The sequence below is a fragment of the Bacillus sp. 2D03 genome (assembly GCF_003946765.1).
Classification (GTDB): Bacteria; Bacillota; Bacilli; order Bacillales; family Bacillaceae_G; genus Bacillus_A; species Bacillus_A cereus.
In genome coordinates, this window is record NZ_RPSJ01000011.1 from 192,920 (window position 1) to 209,973 (window position 17,054).

Consider the following 17,054-nt stretch of genomic DNA (forward strand, 5'->3'; position numbering starts at 1 on the left):
TCTAGGGAACACTTTTTTAATCGTAAGAAATTTTTGTCCCATGAGTCCAACTAGCTTCACCTTCTTGTAAGCCGCCTCTTGATTCGATTTCTACTACAATTTCTTTGTAAATACTTTGCCCTTCTACATTTAAATAAGGCAGAACCTGTTGTAGTGAGTGATGAAAATAAGCTAATTCATCTTCTTTCCATTCATTTTTTGAAATCATCGTTAGTTCAGTCATATCGCGTCCTATATACATATTTCCACCTCCATTTCTTATAGTTTGAATAAGTAACAAAAGATATATGCGGAAATTATTCAAAAGAAAATTACGGATAGCTTCTAAGTGAATTGGTTACATTATTGATTGTGGAGGTGAGAAAGATGAGTAAAAAACAACAAGGTTATAACAAGGCAACTTCTGGTGCTAGCATTCAAAGTACAAATGCTAGTTATGGTACAGAGTTTGCGACTGAAACAAATGTACAAGCAGTAAAACAAGCAAACGCACAATCAGAAGCAAAGAAAGCACAAGCTTCTGGTGCACAAAGTGCAAACGCTAGTTATGGTACAGAATTTGCAACTGAAACAGACGTGCATGCTGTGAAAAAACAAAATGCTAAGTCAGCTGCAAAACAATCACAATCTTCTAGCTCAAATCAGTAATGAAAGAAAAACACTTCTCTAATTCGGGAGAAGTGTTTTCTTTTTGCGTGGATCGTTGTAATGAAAAGAAAGCGAACGACATAACTTCTAATAAGTCAACAAATGTAGTCAAAGGAGAAGGAAGTTAACAATTAGAATTATGTAATTAGGAATAATAACTGATGAATAAGTCCAAAAGGGGGTAAGTAATGAACGATTTTGATAAGTTGGTAGGGGAGCAATTAGAGACGATGGATGAGTTGCTAAAGTTACAAGCACATCTAGAGAAGTATCAACAAATCGAAATGAATGAAAAAGATACGTGCGATAAAAAAGAACTGCATTTTATCCGCCAGGAAATATATAGAACAGAAGTAGCTTTGAAGATGTTACATGAGAAATTTGAAGAACAAACGAATAGTGTAATTCAATCTTTTGCAACTGAAAAAATGATTTCAAATTTAGGGTAAGATATATTGTTATCTTCAGGTGAAAAGTCCTTCTTTGTATGGAAATAGAGAAGGGCTTTTTCTATTACATGTCCTCGCTTATAAATAATGCAGTACAATCCCTATCTCTTAAGAAGAGTTGGGGCATAGTATTCAACGATAAACCTCCTGCATATTCAGTTTGAAAAATAGAGTCTTATTCCTTTAGTTTTAAAATTTCGACAAAAAAGTTATAATAGAAAAAAAGTGAATGCCGTTCAAAGGGCATTTGCAGTTGAAAGAAGGGAGCATATATGGGATTTCCCAAAGAAGGAGAAAAAGTACAAATACATAGTTATAAACATAATGGCTCCATTCATAGAATGTGGGAAGAAACAACAATTTTAAAAGGGACACAGAGTCTTGTAATCGGAGCGAATGATCGTACAGTAGTTACAGAATCGGATGGCCGAACATGGATTACTCGTGAACCAGCAATTTGTTATTTTCATGCCAACTATTGGTTTAATGTGATTGGGATGCTTAGGGAAGATGGCGTATATTATTATTGTAATTTAAGCTCACCTTTTGCGTATGATCCTGAAGCATTAAAGTATATTGATTATGATTTAGATATTAAAGTATATCCAGATATGACATATACGCTTCTAGATGAAGATGAGTATGAAAAACATAGTCAAATTATGCAGTATCCACCTGTTATTGATACAATTTTAAAACGAAATGTAGCACATTTAACACAGTGGATTCATCAAAGAAAAGGTCCATTTGCACCAGATTTCGTAGATATGTGGTATGAACGATATTTAATGTACAGAAATTAAAACAAACCTGCAGGGGGCTTCCCGGCAGGTTTGTCCTATTAGAGGGGGGATTATGTGCAAGGCATAAAAAGATATTTACAATTTGTTAAACCATATCGATGGCTTATTGCTATTACAATTATTATTGGACTAGTTAAGTTCGGTATCCCACTTATTATGCCGTGGTTATTAAAGTATATTATCGATGATGTAATTCAAGGCGCGGGCTCACTTCAAGATAAAACATCTCAATTAATAACAGCGATTGGAATTGCTTTTTTTATTTTTGCGGTATTAAGACCACCGATTGAATATTATCGTCAATATTTCGCCCAACGTATCGCAAATACAATACTGTATGATTTGCGGAAGCATATTTTCGGTCACTTACAAAAGTTAAGTTTACGTTATTACTCCAATACAAAAACAGGGGAGATTATTTCGCGTGTCATCCATGATGTAGAACAAACGAAGGATTTTGTAATTACTGGTTTGATGAACGTCTGGTTAGATACTGCAACAATTGCTATTGCTATCATTGTTATGTTTTCTATGAATATAAAATTAACATTTGTTGCGTTATTGATTTTACCTATTTATGTAATTGCAGTGAAATATTTTTTCGGACGTCTTCGGAAATTGACGAAAGAGCGTTCACAAGCGTTAGCGACGATGCAAGGGTATTTGCATGAACGTATTCAAGGAATGCAAGTGACACGTAGCTTTGCGTTAGAAGAGTATGAGGGGAAGCAGTTTGAAAAAAGAAATAATGAATTTTTAACGAAAGCATTAACCCATACAAGTTGGACGGCAAGAACATTTTCGGCAGTAAATACGTTAACCGATTTAGGTCCGTTACTTGTGATTGGTTTTGCAGCATATGAAGTAATTCAAGGGCAGTTAACGCTAGGAACGATGGTAGCTTTTGTTGGATATATGGATAGTTTATATAGTCCGCTTCGCCGCCTTGTTAATTCATCTACAACATTAACACAATCTTTTGCATCGATGGACCGTGTGTTTGAACTGTTAGATGAAAAATACGATATTGTTAATGTACCAAATGCGGTACAAACGAAAAAATTAAATGGAGAAATTGTATTTGACAATGTTTCTTTTCGTTATAATGCAGATGAAAAAGAGATATTACACAACTTGTCATTAACTATGCAGCCTGGAGAGAAAGTAGCGCTTGTAGGAGCGAGTGGGGGAGGAAAGTCATCTCTTGCTAGTTTGATCCCGCGTTTCTATGATGTTTCTGAAGGCGCGGTTTATGTAGATGGCATAGATGTAAGAAAGTACAATATGAGAAATTTGCGTAGTCATATTGGAATTGTACTGCAGGATAATTTATTGTTTAGCGATACAATTGGAGCTAATATTTTATATGGAAATCCGAAAGCTACAGAGAAAGAAGTGATTGCAGCTGCCAAAGCTGCGCAAATTCATGATTTTATTATAGACTTACCAGATGGTTATAATACTGTCGTTGGAGAACGTGGTGTGAAGCTATCAGGCGGGCAAAGACAACGCGTGGCAATTGCACGAGTGTTTCTAAAGAATCCGTCGGTACTTATATTAGATGAAGCAACTTCAGCATTAGATTTAGAAAATGAAAGGTATATTCAAGAGGCGCTTCAGACGTTAGCTGCTGACCGGACAACGATTATAATCGCACATCGATTAGCGACGATTACGCATGTTGATACGATTATTTACATTGAAGACGGTGAGATTAAAGAGACTGGTTCTCATGAAGAGTTAATGCGAAAAAGAGGATTTTATTACAATTTATATCAACTTCAACATATAACAGAAACAGCTCCTTTAGCATAAAAGGAGCTGTTTTTTTATTCGTCTTCTTTTTTATCATCGATTTGGAGTTCTTTTTCTGGTTTATGATATGTGTAGAAGCTATCTACAAGCAAATCTAAATGCTCTACTTCTTCACTATAGTTAATGATGGAAGAAATAAGAGGAAAGAGATGTAACCATGTTTTATATGCTTCTTCATCGTCTTTATTTTGATATTCCATAAAGATATCAATTAATTCTTGTTTACCTGTTTCAACTTCATCAAGCATTTCAACTGATTGTTGTTTTTTTGCTTTACCAATAAATTTTAATAAAACTTGTTCATGATAATGCGTTAATGAGTCAAGTTCGTTTTGGATAGATTCCTGAAATTCTTCTGGCATATAGCGCAGTTCATTTTCAGTACGGTGTAATGATTTTAACGTACTTAAAGCACGGCTTGTTGTCGCTAACATTTGTCTGAATAAAACGAGCTTACGAATTTTTGCGAACTTTACTTTTTTCGTATAGCTTCTTTCTTCTTTATACAGCAAATAGTAATGATTTAGTTTGATCATTTTTTCTTTCATACGATCAATATCAGTTTTTAGCGTTGTAAAATCAGAAGCCTGCCTGCTATTCATTCGAATCCATTTTACAATTTCTTCTGTATTATCAACGATACGATGATAAAGTTTTGTTTCATATTTTGGCGGCATAAATACTAAATTTACAAGTGAAGCCGCAATAATACCAATCATAATCGTCGCAAATCGAAGTAAGGCAAAACTAAAGAAATCTTCGCCTTGATACTCCATAATGGCGATAACTGTTACTAAAGCAATTGATATTGTGTTTTCTAATCGTAATTGTAATGTAAGAGCAATTACTAATATACATGTTAATCCAATAATAAAAGGATTATGTCCAAAAGCAGTAGCAAATGCGATAGCAAATATCGCACCAATTACATTTGCTTGAATTTGTTCAAGTGCTGTTAAATAAGAACGGTATACAGACGGTTGAACAGCAAAGATAGCTGAAATTCCCGCAAATACCGGACTCGGTAATTGAAGTAAAATACAAGCAAATAAAGCTAACGTGATGGCAATACCCGTTTTTAAAATGCGAGCACCAAGTTTCATACCCTTAATAAGATCCTTTCTCTTGTCATAATGAATGTACAACATGATACTATACATTCATTACAATATGTTAGCAAGTGATATTTTAGTGACGTTAAAAGAAATTAGTCTTCATTTTATCCCGCTAATTGTGAGTAGTAAGATTACTGCCTCAAAAATCAGAAGCTAGATGCCGGTAAACGCTCGATTGGTGTAGGCTAATTAAAGTTTCACTTTATAATTTTTCCTAATTCCTTTTAAACATCAGTTTTTAGTAAAAAAACCTGCTGAATTTCAGCAGGTCTCAAATTGTTATTATAGATTACTATGAGAAGCGTACTTCGTCAATTTTTTCTTAATAATGAAAATTACTCATTTTACTCTGTTGAGATAGATGGGTCTGCCTGTTCTTTTTTCGGGATAATCTCAAAAAACTGGTTCTGTATATCATCTAATAATGCTGTTAATAAAGCAACTTCCTCATATTGCTCATGTTCGTTTAGTACACGAATATAGTCTAGCAATAATTCAGTTACATCTTTCAAACCATTTTTACTAATTGGTTGTAATGTAACATTTGCCCCTTTTGCAATTCTTCTTTTTAAGGCCTGTTCTGTTAGGCCTAAGTTTGAATCATGACGCAAATAAACAACACCGCCAGTCATGCCAGCGCAAATCCATGGACCAGGGTCACCTAAAACAAGCGCTCGCCCATTTGTCATATATTCAAAAGCAAAACCTTTAATATTGGAGTATGCCCCTATATTTCCTTGCTCTTTTTCACGGAGTGGTTTTGTTATTCTACCTCCAATTATCATGTCTGCCCCAGAAAGGCGAATGCCAGCGCGAGCATCAGCGTTCCCTTGCACGTATAGTGCCCCTTTTTGTGCACCATATCCAAATCCTTTTCCGACAGAACCGTTATAATATACTCCGTCTTTTCCTTTTGATTTCGTTATATAAATCCCACCACCAAAGGAAGTTTTACCAATGCCATCTTGTGCGCCGCCATTTACGTGTATAAATAAATTTTCACTATTGTAAGCGCCTAACCCATTTCCGGGAATAGAACCATTCGTATACTTTAATGTAAGTGGTTCAAGTTGAGTAGCTTCATATAGTTTACTGCGAACGCGATAACATGATTCTAGACCACCCATAACTCGTTGCTCTACACCAACGCCTACTAATTCTTTTGAGTCAGCGGAATGAACTGTCTTAAATTGTTTTTCTGGTACACCATCTGTTGTTGTAACAGATGGATGTTCTATTATTTGTAATAAATTACGTAAGTTTAATAAATTTTCGCCTCGAACTTGCTCTAATAAATCAGAACGCCCAACAATTGCTTGTAAATTTGTACACCCAAGCTGTCCTGTTAATCGTTTTAGTTCTATACCGAAAGAGGTGAATAAATTTAGCAGGCCAGTAACTGCGCTTTCTAATTCGCGTGGGACGAAGCGGCGTAACCCATGTTCCTTTGCTTGAGCTTCAGACTCGATTTGTGTCGCAATTCCGACATGGCAAGTATCTAGATGACACCCACGGCAAGTAGTGCAGCCGATTGCAATCATTGATAGTGTGCCAAATCCAATACGGTTTGCTCCGAGAAGCATGATTTTCAAGGCATCATTTACACTTCGAATACCACCATCTGCCCAAATCTCTACTTTATGTCTCATGCTCGCTTCTAATAAAGCGTTGTGAGCGGCTTTAACACCAATTTCTACAGGAAGACCTACATGTTGCAAGGCGTGAATACGTGCAGCACCTGTTCCGCCATCGAATCCGCTAATGTTAATAAAATCAGCACCAGCTTTGGCGATACCGACAGCAATTGTTCCGATATTAGGAACGACAGGGACTTTCACGGCTACTTTGGCAAGTTGATTAGCTGTTTTAATTTCCGTAATCATTTGAGCTAAATCTTCAATTGAATAAATATCATGGTTATTAGAAGGTGAAATTAAATCTGAGCCAATTGTCGCATTACGTGCTTCAGCGATTTTGGCTGTTACTTTTGAACCAGGTAAATGCCCACCTTCCCCAGGCTTTGCGCCTTGACCGATTTTGATTTCAATTAAGTTCGATGAGTTTAGTAGTTCGGCATTTACTCCAAATCGCCCAGATGCCACTTGTTGTCCACGTGTATGTGGATATTTTCCAATCATATCTTTAATTTCGCCGCCTTCACCGTTCAAGCTAATCATATTTAGCTGATCGGCCGCTTCTGCATATGCGCGAAAGGCAATTTCGTTTTGAGAACCAAATGACATAGAACTAATAATAAATGGAAAATCATGGTTTTTAATGCCGATAGATACTTCTTCAGTTGGAACGACATGTTTTGTTTGTTTCGTTTGAACAAGGTGTCTGATTGCGATGGGATTATTCTCTTCTAGTTCACTTAACTTGTCACGGTAATCATCATAAGAATTTCCTTTTGCAACATCGCCGATTGCTTTCCAAATTCGCGGGAATATATGAAATGATTTTCGCATTCTAATTTTAGGATTGTTATAATCATCCGCTCGCATTTTTGCATCTTCAGTAAGTGATTCAAGTGAAAAAGCTAAATCATTTGAACCGAAGAAATTTGTAATCTGTAATATATTTGCGATTTCTTCATGTAACCCAATAGATGAATAGAGACGTCCGTAACCACGTAACTCATGAATTCCAATTGTTGAAATGACTTTTTCTAATCCTTTATTAAGTGCATTATACAGATTCGTAATTGGTGTTTTTGTTCCGTCATTTACAGTCGCGAATAATAAATATGGATTAATACCATCTGCTCCTAATCCATATAGCGTGACAATGTCATGTAAGGAGCGAAGGGCACCAGAACGTATAACGAGAGAACAATTGCGGCGTAATTTATTTTCACTTAATGCTTGATGTACTTTAGCAGTAACTAAATGTGGATCAATCCACAATCGCTCATTTAGATGGGCTTTTGCGTCATCTAATACTAGTAGGGAAGCACCATTGTTAACAGCAGCTATCGCTTCAGAACTAATGCGGCTTAATGCACATTGTAGAGTTTCTGACGAGCTGAATGTAGCAGAGATTGTGGCGATAGAGTTATGAGTTTTAAATAGCTCTATGAGTTGTTCGTACGTAATTGTGTGTAATTCCTCTGCAATAGGTTGTGCCACGCTTCCTTCTAAAATAATTGGTGAAAGCATTTCAACTACAAATGGCCGTTTTGCGCCGCTTAATAAACTTGGACGCTCTCCAAGTACAGTACGTGTAGAGAAGTGTTCAATTTCACGGTCACGGTCAATTGCAGGGTTTGTAACAACAGCTACACTTTCTTTAATAAAGTCAGCGATATTTCGTCTATCAGTATCAAATGCGGCAAGTGGTGAGTCATGCCCAAGTGAGCGTATTGGCTCAACGCCTTTTGTTGCCATCTGTTCAAGAAGTTGAATATGTTCTCGGTCCCATCCGAAAGCGACGTATTGTTTCGTTTCAACTTGAACAGAATCACATAGCCCTTGGATTTTTTTCGTTTCAGGGATAGATAAATTTAAATGGTAATTGGTAGTATCAATTCGCTTTTTAAAACGGTTATATACTTGGATTTGATATTTGTCATATTCATAAAGAACAAGTTCATCTTGTTCATTCCATTTTAATCCGACTTTTTCTCCAGGAGCGAGTGGTTTTGGTTCTGCTACATATTTAGTTGGTGATACAACTCCAGGTTCAGAAGAGAAAATATAAGAGCTCTCTGTCTCTACTTTCCATACTGGGCGTAATCCAAGGGAATCAACGCTGAAAACAGCTTCATCTTTAAAACGGGAAATGATGCCAGCTGGTCCTTGGGCAAAATGTCCCCATGCTTCACGTATATACGTATATAAATCTTGTAAAGGTGTTTCATAAAGTTTAATTTCATTAATAATTGGTGGGAATAGAATTTCCATTGCTTCAAATAAGCTGTAGTTGTATTGAACAAGTAGGGTTTCTAAGGTGCGGTTTAAATCTTTAGAGTCACTGCCTCCTGCAGTAAGTGGTACATCAATCATTTCGGCTTGATCGCGTAATTTCGCAATTGTGTTAATTTCACCATTATGTCCGAGAATGCTAAATGGTTGTACACGAAAAAAATTAGATAATGTATTAGTAGAGTAGCGGTTATGTCCTAATGTCATAGTTGAAGCGATAAGCGGATGTTGTAAATCATTATAGTAGGCAACAAGCGTATCACCAGCACCTAGAACTTTATATACAACATGATCACGACTTAATGAAGCAACATGAATTGCTTCGTTTTCCTCTATTTTTATTGTGACAGAAAATAATGTTTGCTCAATATTTGTAATTTCGTTTTCTGCGATAAGGGCAACTTGCCAAAATAAAGGTTCTTCTTGTTTACCAAGTGGACCGAGCGCATCTGAGTTTGTTACATCATCACTTTCGAAAATGATAGTAAAGTTTTTGTTGTTTAACTTTGTACGAATATAATCTTTTAAGGCAGTAATGTCTTCTTTTTTATTTAGAAAAAAATGTCCAACGATAAAGTGGGGATGATCCACAATCGTTGGATTATATCCGCTACTTTTTAGTTTTTCATTCCAAAGCGTTTTTGGTACATCAATGTGAATGCCGATGCCATCGCCCTCGCCATTAATGAAACCAGCTCTATGATTCATTTTGACGAGTGATTGTATGCAAAGGTCAATGTTTTCTTTTGTAGCAATTTTTCGTTTCTCCATAACGGAAACGATTCCACACGCATCATGTTCTGCATTTCTATAATCTCGAAATAAAGACGGTGTCCATGTATTTTTTTTATTGAGCATCCGTCAATCCCCCCTCTTGTAAAAGTTAGAATAATCTTACTATTTAAGGTGCGAATCACCTTGTACACAGAGATAGTAATGCTGTAAAAGAATATAAAACAGATAATTATGAATAATTATACTATTAATACGGAATTTATGAAATAGAAAAAAGGAAAAAAGAAAGGTGAGCTTTCTTTTTTCCTTTTAATGACGGGATTATTTATTGTCTGCTAGGGCAGCAAATGCTCTGCCGACAGCTTCGATTGTATATTCAATATCTTCTTTTGTATGTTCTGTAGTTAAGAACCATGCCTCGTATTTAGAAGGTGCTAAGTTAACTCCTTCTTGAAGCATAAGCTTGAAGAATTTACCGAACATTTCACCGTCTGTATCTTGTGCGGCATCGTAATCTTCAATTGTGTTTGTTGTGAAGTATACAGTTAAAGCCCCTTTTAGACGGTTTAATGTAATGTCGATATTATGTTTCGCTGCTTGCTCTAAAATTCCTTTTTCAAGCATTGCACCAAGTTCATCTAATTTCTCATAAAGCCCTGCTTGTTGAAGTACTTCTAGACAAGCGATACCTGATGCCATAGAAGCAGGGTTTCCTGCCATTGTACCAGCTTGGTATGCAGGTCCAAGCGGAGCAACTTGTTCCATAATTTCTTTCTTACCACCGTAAGCACCGATTGGTAAGCCGCCGCCAATAACTTTACCAAGCGCTGTTAAGTCAGGTGTCACACCAAGTAAGTCTTGAGCACCACCGTACATAAAGCGGAAAGCAGTAATAACTTCATCATAAATTACTAGTGCGCCAGCTTCGTGAACAAGTTCATTCACTTTTTCAAGGAATCCTGGTTTAGGCTCTACAATACCGAAGTTTCCAACGATTGGTTCTACAAGGATAGCTGCTACTTCATGACCCCATTTATCTAAAGCCTCTTTTAAAGTTTCTACATTATTAAATGGAACGGTAATAACTTCTTGTGCAATACTTTGTGGTACGCCAGCTGAGTCAGGAGTTCCTAAAGTAGAAGGACCAGATCCAGCTGCCACAAGTACTAAATCAGAATGACCGTGGTAACAACCAGCGAATTTCATGATTTTTGTGCGACCTGTATAAGCACGAGCAACACGAATCGTTGTCATCACTGCTTCTGTACCAGAGTTTACGAAACGGACTTTATCTAATGCAGGCATTGCTTCTTTTAACATTTTTGCGAATTTTACCTCTAGCGCTGTTGGTGTTCCATAAAGTACCCCATTTTCAGCAGCTGTTGTAATTGCTTTTGTTATATGCGGATGAGCATGTCCAGTAATAATAGGACCGTATGCTGCTAAATAATCGATATATTTATTTCCGTCTACATCCCAGAAATAAGCGCCTTTCCCACGTTCCATAGCAACAGGAGCGCCGCCGCCAACTGCTTTAAAAGAACGAGAAGGACTATTAACACCGCCAACGATATGCTCTAAAGCTTCTTTATGTAATGCTTCTGACTTTGTGAATTTCACTACAATTCATCTCCTTACAAAAATCTATGTATTATTCTAACATGTTTTTCGAAAAGACGTATTGTTTGTGATAGCGCAGGCAGTTGGGTAAACTATTCGTTGTGACATTTAGGAGGGGGGTCCGATTATGAAATCGGTAATTGAGGTACAAGGGTTACGTAAAGAGTTTACAGCCTATTCAAGTCGTCCGGGCTTAAAGGGTGCATTTCGCGATTTATTAAATCGTAATTATAAAATAGTACCAGCAGTAAATGATGTATCTTTTACTGTAAAGCAAGGTGAAATGGTTGGTTATATCGGTGAGAATGGTGCTGGTAAATCAACAACAATTAAAATGCTTACGGGGATTTTAACTCCGACATCAGGGCAAATCACAGTAAATGGAATGAACCCACATAAACAAAGAGAAGAATTTGTAAGAACAATTGGTGTTGTTTTTGGACAGCGTTCGCAACTTTGGTGGGATATTGCAGTACAAGAATCGTTTCGTTTATTAAAGAAAGTGTACGGTGTATCAGACGCTCAGTATAAGGAGCATATGGAGCACGTAATTGAAACGTTAGATATAGGGCCTTTATTAGATAAACCAGTTCGAAAATTATCTCTTGGTCAAAGGATGCGTTGTGAATTAGCGGCAGCCTTAATTCATAATCCACCGTTATTATTTTTAGATGAGCCAACAATTGGGTTAGATGTACTTGTGAAATTGAAAATACGTGAATTTTTAAAAGAAATGAATGAACGTTATAAAACAACAATTTTATTAACAACACACGATATTACTGATATTGAAGCTTTATGTGAGCGCGTTATCATGCTGGATGAAGGGAATATTATGTATGACGGTTCTTTAAGTAATCTTCGTACGCAGTGGGGAGCAGAGAAGGAAATTCACTTTCAGTTTGTTGCACCAGTTTCCTATCAGGATTTATCAATGGTTATGCCAGATAATCATGTCGTTTGGTCGAAAGCGAAAGAGGAAAATGCATGGGTTGCAAAAATTCCGAATGAAGAAGTTATTATTTCAATGCTTATTTCTAAAGTAGTACAAGCATTTCAAATTAAAGATTTAAAAATTAACGAAGTGTCTACAGAGGAAATTATTCGTAACATTTATGAAGAAGGTATTACGCATGGGTAAGTATATTGAAATGATTCGAATTCGCTTTTTAATGATGCTTGCGTATCGTACAAATTACTATAGCGGGATTTTAATTTATACGATTAATATCGGTGCTTACTATTTTTTATGGCAAGCAATTTATAGCGGAAAAGAGAATATTGAAAGTTTATCTATTTCGCAAATGACCACGTATATCGCAATCGCGTGGATGGCACGTGCCTTCTATTTTAATAATATAGATAGGGAAATTGCGATGGAGATTCAAGAAGGACGTGTGGCTGTAGAATTAATTCGTCCGTATAACTATTTGGGAATGAAAGTTATGCAAGGTCTTGGCGAGGGAATATTCCGTTTTGCCTTCTTTTCCATTCCAGGCATGGTTATCGTTACGTTATTATTTTCGTTGCAAATTACAACGAATTTTCAAACTTGGTTATATTTCTTCTTATCTTTAATATTTAGCTTTATTATTAATACACAAATTAATTTAATGACGGGAATGCTTACGTTTTTCCTATTTAATAATAGTGGGATTATGTATGCAAAACGCGTTGTTATTGATTTATTTTCAGGTCTATTATTACCAATTAGTTTTTATCCGTTATGGGCCCAAAAAGCAATGATGTTTTTACCATTTCAGGCTATTAGTTATATTCCAAGTATGATTTTTTCTGAAGGTATACAGGGGAGTAAGTTGTATGAGGCTTTAGTATTTCAAGTGATTTGGGCGATTGTACTTATTATTCCAATTGTACTCATGTGGAGAACGGCGAGAAAACGTCTAATTGTACAAGGGGGATGATGAGATGCTATATATAAACTTATTTTTACAATATGCAAGTCAATATATAAAAACGAAATTGGAGTATCGAGGCGATTTTATCGTTGGTTTACTTTCTGATTTATCGCTTCAAGCAGTTAATTTAATATTTATTCTCGTTGTATTTGGGCATACACAAGCATTGAAGGGATGGAGTCGAGAAGAGGTAATCTTTATTTATGGTTTCTTTTTAGTGCCATTTGCCATCTTTTCAGCTTTCTTTAATATATGGGATTTTAATGATCGATACATTATTAAAGGGGAGATGGATCGTGTATTAACGCGACCGATCCATAGCCTATTTCAAATTATATTAGAAAGAATGGAACTTGAATCTTTAATTGGAGCTATTACAGGGATTGTTGTAATGGGATATGCAGCTGTGGAGTTACAATTATCTTTTTACTGGTATGATTTCTTCTTATTTATATTGATGGTAGGAGGAGGAGCACTTGTATATGGAGGGATATTTGTTACGTTGGCGAGCCTTGGTTTTTGGTCGGATGCGAAAAGTTCAATTATGCCTCTTATGTATAACATAGGTAATTACGGGCGCTATCCTGTTAATATTTATAATCGTGTAATTCGTTTCATTTTAACGTTTGTTTTACCGTTTGCATTTGTTGGAGTATATCCAGCGGCATACTTTTTAAGAAAAACAGAATGGAATAGTTATGCATTTGCGACGCCAATTGTTGGTGTTATCTGTTTTACGATTGCAATCACCCTCTGGAACCAAGGGGTAAAAAGGTATCGTGGCGCGGGTAATTAATTATAGAAGCTTGTTCGTTTCTAAGGGATAAATCAGTTCTCCACCTCATACATATAAAATGAGGTGGAGGACATGTTATGGGGATTTATTCTATTAATTGCAGCAATCGCTATTTTGAAAAGTGTCCAATTATTATGGAGTTCCTATTCGGATTCAACGCGTTTTTTTTCGCTCTATAATTTGGCCACATTATTTTTAATCTATACAACAGTACTAATCGCATTTGGATTAAGTTACGTTGTATTAGAGGAAATGGGTTTCGCAGTTTTGAAAGAGGACGGAGAAAGTTTGAACGCTCATTCTTTTCAACTCGTCGAAGTTTGTTTATATTTTAGCGCAGTTACTTTATTGTCTGTTGGATATGGTGACATATCTCCGATTGGAATTGGGCGATGGATTGCAATCGCAGAAGCGCTAATTGGATATACACTCCCTTTTGCTTTTGTGATGAGGTCTGTAATAGACAATGAAAAATAAGGAAGCATTTGTTATAGTAAAGGAAAAGAGTAGGAGTGATAACTATGATTACAGTAGGAGAAATGGCACCAGAATTCACATTAGAGGGAAGTAACGGAGAAGAAGTTCGCCTAGCTGATTTCCGCGGTAAAAATGTAGTTCTCTATTTTTATCCGAAAGATATGACGCCAGGATGTACAACTGAAGCATGTGATTTTCGTGATGCGTATGGAGTATTTCAAGAGAAGGATACGGTTATTCTTGGAGTAAGTCCTGATTCAGCGAATAGACATTTGAAATTCATTGAGAAACATGAATTGCCATTTACACTTTTAGTAGATGAAGATCATAAAGTAGCAGAGTTATACGATGTTTGGAAGTTAAAAAAGAACTTTGGGAAAGAGTATATGGGAATCGAGCGTTCTACATTCCTTATTAATAAAGACGGTGAACTTGTAAAAGAGTGGCGTAAAGTGAAAGTGAAAGGACATATTGAGGATGTTCTTTCTTATATAAAATAAATCTACATTGGAGATAAAATATGCAGAAACAAGGCAAGTGTCTATACATATTTTACTCCCTTACATAAAGTGGAAGTGTAGGGCATACCTCCTCAGATGATAGTATTCCAAGTGCGATTATGTCGCACTTTTTTCTATGGAATATATGAAGAAAAAAGGGAAAGATACATAAAAACAAGTCCTGAATATAAAAATAAACTACATACTTATAGTAGAAATATTGACGATTTATAAGAAAAGGAGTACACTCTTTATAAGAATTATAAAATAATAATCCGTATAGAATCGGGGTGCATGACGGTGGTCAAAGAAGAATTAAAAGAAGCGCTAGAAATGCTGAAAAATACGGGTGTACGCATTACTCCACAGCGTCATGCTATTTTAGAGTACCTTGTGGAATCAATGACGCACCCAACAGCGGATGATATTTATAAAGCATTAGAAGGTAAGTTTCCAAATATGAGTGTTGCAACTGTCTATAATAACTTACGTGTGTTTAAAGAGGTTGGACTTGTAAAGGAATTAACTTATGGAGACGCTTCAAGTAGATTTGATTATGTTACAAGTCAACATTATCATGTGATTTGCGAAAAATGTGGTAAGATTGTTGATTTTCCTTATGGAGGCTTGGAAAAGCTGGAAGAGGAAGCTGCGAAAACGACAGGCTTCGTTATCAATAGTCATCGCTTAGAAATTTATGGCGTTTGTCCAGAGTGTCATAAGGCGTAATATATAATAAAGAAAGAGGCTGACGGCTATACGTCAGCCTCTTTCTTTATTATATAAGGATTAGAGTGAGGCTAATCGGGATTTACAGTGCTAAGTTAGTAAGAAGGGTTAGATAAAAGTTTGTCGAATTTACTTTGTATTGGTGGAAATGAATTCTGGGAGGGGACATTTTGAAGAAATATGAGATTAAAAATAACATTCCAACATTGGAAGAATATAAATATTTATGTGATTCTGTGGGATGGACTAACTATATGAACTTTGAGGTGGCGGAAATATCACTTCAAAATTCGATTTACTGTATAACAGTCAAGGATAATAATCAAATCATCGGCATGGGGAGAATTGTTGGTGATGGGGCTATCTATTTCTATATTCAAGATATAGTGGTTCATCCAGAGTATCAAAAGAATGGTATTGGAAAGAAAATAATGAATACTTTAGTAGAATACTTAAATCAGAATGCTCCAGATAAAGCATTCATTGGTTTGTTTGCGTCGCAAGGTAAAACATCATTCTACGAAAAATATGATTTTAAAGATTATTCGCCTAATATGACAGGGATGTTTACTGTTATTTCGAAAAAATAGGTGTAATAAATTTAATAAAACAATTAAAAAGTTGATTTTTTAAGAAATCAACTTTTTAATGAGTTGAAACATTTGTAGTGTTGCAAATTCGTATTTCCCTTGATACTTATGATTTATAACTCTTCTTATTATACTTTTCATCAAATTCTTTTCCTTCTAGATCTCGATCTAGTGTTAAAGGTTGATTGCAGTGCATACATGCATCGACACGGCCGAGCATTTTTGTTGGCTTATCACAGCTTGGGCAAATAATTTGGATAGTCTTAGTAGATAACATACCAATCCAAAAGTAAACGACAGTGCTAGCGATAACACTTAAAAAGCCAACCATCATAAACGTTGTCATAATAATAATGTTTTCGCGGAAAAAGACACCTAAGTATGCAATGAAGAGGCCGATAAATACTAAACTTAATGCAAAGGTCCGGATTTTATTGATTTTGTTTGAATACTTAATGCTCATTCTCACCACGCTCCTATACTAATAATATAACATAAAATTTAGAATTTTCACTCTCGCGTAAATTGATAAAGGGATAAGATATGAAATGAATAGGAGGGGAGCCATGAAGAATGAATGGACGCTATAATGATTTTTACAGCGGTTTTTAAGTTTTTAACGGGATGTGAAATTTTTTTATAAAAAGTATTGACCATGTATATACTGCATGATATATTAATAACCGTCGCTGATGCGGAAACGCAGAAAATGACAAAAAAGAAATAAAAAACTTAGTTGACATTGAAAAATGAAGATGTTAACATAAGGAAGTCGCGAATGAGCGACTAAGTAGTTCTTTGAAAACTGAACGAAACAAACAACGTGAAACGTCAATTTTTATTTTAGATGCTAGACAAACTAACTTTATTGGAGAGTTTGATCCTGGCTCAGGATGAACGCTGGCGGCGTGCCTAATACATGCAAGTTGAGCGAA

Annotated in this window: 16 protein-coding genes and 1 rRNA gene; 12 read left to right on the top strand and 5 right to left on the bottom strand. The window is 35.8% G+C overall.

What is annotated here, in order from left to right:
• Nucleotides 1-16: 16 nt before the first annotated feature.
• Nucleotides 17-241, bottom strand: a complete 225-nt coding sequence (locus EBQ15_RS23140) for a hypothetical protein (protein ID WP_000275436.1) — start codon at nucleotides 239-241, stop codon at nucleotides 17-19.
• A gap of 125 nt (nucleotides 242-366) precedes the next feature.
• On the opposite strand from EBQ15_RS23140, the gene EBQ15_RS23145 reads away from it, so the two are divergent.
• The 4 genes from EBQ15_RS23145 (at nucleotide 367) to EBQ15_RS23160 (ending at nucleotide 3,715) form a co-directional block, all read left to right on the top strand.
• Nucleotides 367-648, top strand: coding sequence for a gamma-type small acid-soluble spore protein (locus tag EBQ15_RS23145; protein ID WP_000039035.1), 282 nt, complete (start codon nucleotides 367-369; stop codon nucleotides 646-648).
• 188 nt (nucleotides 649-836) lie between these two features.
• Complete coding sequence (locus EBQ15_RS23150; RefSeq protein WP_000997575.1) at nucleotides 837-1,097, top strand: YgaB family protein; 261 nt, start codon at nucleotides 837-839, stop codon at nucleotides 1,095-1,097.
• Nucleotides 1,098-1,369: 272 nt separating this feature from the next.
• Nucleotides 1,370-1,900: a nucleoside tri-diphosphate phosphatase gene (gene ntdP / locus EBQ15_RS23155; RefSeq protein WP_000506624.1), complete on the top strand. Its 531-nt coding sequence runs from the start codon at nucleotides 1,370-1,372 to the stop codon at nucleotides 1,898-1,900.
• A 54-nt stretch (nucleotides 1,901-1,954) separates the two neighbouring features.
• Complete coding sequence (locus EBQ15_RS23160; RefSeq protein WP_001161595.1) at nucleotides 1,955-3,715, top strand: ABC transporter ATP-binding protein; 1,761 nt, start codon at nucleotides 1,955-1,957, stop codon at nucleotides 3,713-3,715.
• Nucleotides 3,716-3,729: 14 nt separating this feature from the next.
• Here EBQ15_RS23160 and EBQ15_RS23165 read toward each other — a convergent pair whose 3' ends face one another.
• From EBQ15_RS23165 to hemL, 3 genes are all read right to left on the bottom strand, one after another.
• On the bottom strand, nucleotides 3,730-4,818 hold the full coding sequence (locus EBQ15_RS23165; protein WP_000765787.1) for an aromatic acid exporter family protein: 1,089 nt from the start codon (nucleotides 4,816-4,818) through the stop codon (nucleotides 3,730-3,732).
• 356 nt (nucleotides 4,819-5,174) lie between these two features.
• Nucleotides 5,175-9,611, bottom strand: a complete 4,437-nt coding sequence (locus EBQ15_RS23170; RefSeq protein WP_000932770.1) for a glutamate synthase-related protein — start codon at nucleotides 9,609-9,611, stop codon at nucleotides 5,175-5,177.
• 198 nt (nucleotides 9,612-9,809) lie between these two features.
• Nucleotides 9,810-11,108: a glutamate-1-semialdehyde-2,1-aminomutase gene (hemL, locus tag EBQ15_RS23175; RefSeq protein WP_000673236.1), complete on the bottom strand. Its 1,299-nt coding sequence runs from the start codon at nucleotides 11,106-11,108 to the stop codon at nucleotides 9,810-9,812.
• Between the two features lie 127 nt (nucleotides 11,109-11,235).
• Here hemL and EBQ15_RS23180 point away from each other — a divergent pair, with 127 nt between their 5' ends.
• From EBQ15_RS23180 to EBQ15_RS23210, 7 genes are all read left to right on the top strand, one after another.
• Nucleotides 11,236-12,249 (top strand): ABC transporter ATP-binding protein, encoded by a 1,014-nt coding sequence (locus tag EBQ15_RS23180; RefSeq protein ID WP_000843659.1) that lies wholly within the window; start codon nucleotides 11,236-11,238, stop codon nucleotides 12,247-12,249.
• Complete coding sequence (locus tag EBQ15_RS23185) at nucleotides 12,242-13,033, top strand: ABC transporter permease (protein WP_000521519.1); 792 nt, start codon at nucleotides 12,242-12,244, stop codon at nucleotides 13,031-13,033. The genes EBQ15_RS23180 and EBQ15_RS23185 overlap by 8 nt, the downstream gene beginning before the upstream one ends.
• 4 nt (nucleotides 13,034-13,037) lie before the next feature.
• Nucleotides 13,038-13,823, top strand: a complete 786-nt coding sequence (locus tag EBQ15_RS23190; RefSeq protein ID WP_000965773.1) for an ABC transporter permease — start codon at nucleotides 13,038-13,040, stop codon at nucleotides 13,821-13,823.
• A gap of 72 nt (nucleotides 13,824-13,895) precedes the next feature.
• A complete protein-coding gene (locus tag EBQ15_RS23195) occupies nucleotides 13,896-14,300 on the top strand; it encodes a potassium channel family protein (RefSeq protein WP_000964343.1) in 405 nt (134 codons plus the stop codon).
• A gap of 44 nt (nucleotides 14,301-14,344) precedes the next feature.
• Nucleotides 14,345-14,800 (top strand): thioredoxin-dependent thiol peroxidase, encoded by a 456-nt coding sequence (gene bcp, locus EBQ15_RS23200; protein WP_000633710.1) that lies wholly within the window; start codon nucleotides 14,345-14,347, stop codon nucleotides 14,798-14,800.
• Between the two features lie 300 nt (nucleotides 14,801-15,100).
• Nucleotides 15,101-15,529 (top strand): peroxide-responsive transcriptional repressor PerR, encoded by a 429-nt coding sequence (gene perR / locus EBQ15_RS23205; protein WP_000237829.1) that lies wholly within the window; start codon nucleotides 15,101-15,103, stop codon nucleotides 15,527-15,529.
• A 170-nt stretch (nucleotides 15,530-15,699) separates the two neighbouring features.
• A complete protein-coding gene (locus EBQ15_RS23210) occupies nucleotides 15,700-16,119 on the top strand; it encodes a GNAT family N-acetyltransferase (protein WP_000759738.1) in 420 nt (139 codons plus the stop codon).
• A gap of 106 nt (nucleotides 16,120-16,225) precedes the next feature.
• Here EBQ15_RS23210 and EBQ15_RS23215 read toward each other — a convergent pair whose 3' ends face one another.
• Entirely contained in the window at nucleotides 16,226-16,582 is a 357-nt protein-coding gene (locus tag EBQ15_RS23215) for a YgzB family protein (RefSeq protein ID WP_000025066.1), read from the bottom strand.
• Nucleotides 16,583-16,984: 402 nt separating this feature from the next.
• Between EBQ15_RS23215 and EBQ15_RS23220 the strand changes: the two genes are divergently transcribed.
• A 16S ribosomal RNA gene (locus tag EBQ15_RS23220) occupies nucleotides 16,985-17,054 on the top strand; the annotation flags it as partial.

Coding starts and splice junctions, on each gene's coding strand:
- EBQ15_RS23180 (WP_000843659.1), top strand. CDS start 11,236: ATGAAATCGGTAATTGAGGTACAAGGGTTACGTAAAGAGTTTACAGCC.
- EBQ15_RS23215 (WP_000025066.1), bottom strand. CDS start 16,582: ATGAGCATTAAGTATTCAAACAAAATCAATAAAATCCGGACCTTTGCA.
- EBQ15_RS23150 (WP_000997575.1), top strand. CDS start 837: ATGAACGATTTTGATAAGTTGGTAGGGGAGCAATTAGAGACGATGGAT.
- bcp (WP_000633710.1), top strand. CDS start 14,345: ATGATTACAGTAGGAGAAATGGCACCAGAATTCACATTAGAGGGAAGT.
- EBQ15_RS23195 (WP_000964343.1), top strand. CDS start 13,896: ATGTTATGGGGATTTATTCTATTAATTGCAGCAATCGCTATTTTGAAA.
- EBQ15_RS23190 (WP_000965773.1), top strand. CDS start 13,038: ATGCTATATATAAACTTATTTTTACAATATGCAAGTCAATATATAAAA.
- EBQ15_RS23185 (WP_000521519.1), top strand. CDS start 12,242: ATGGGTAAGTATATTGAAATGATTCGAATTCGCTTTTTAATGATGCTT.
- EBQ15_RS23170 (WP_000932770.1), bottom strand. CDS start 9,611: ATGCTCAATAAAAAAAATACATGGACACCGTCTTTATTTCGAGATTAT.
- EBQ15_RS23165 (WP_000765787.1), bottom strand. CDS start 4,818: ATGAAACTTGGTGCTCGCATTTTAAAAACGGGTATTGCCATCACGTTA.
- EBQ15_RS23140 (WP_000275436.1), bottom strand. CDS start 241: ATGTATATAGGACGCGATATGACTGAACTAACGATGATTTCAAAAAAT.
- EBQ15_RS23145 (WP_000039035.1), top strand. CDS start 367: ATGAGTAAAAAACAACAAGGTTATAACAAGGCAACTTCTGGTGCTAGC.
- ntdP (WP_000506624.1), top strand. CDS start 1,370: ATGGGATTTCCCAAAGAAGGAGAAAAAGTACAAATACATAGTTATAAA.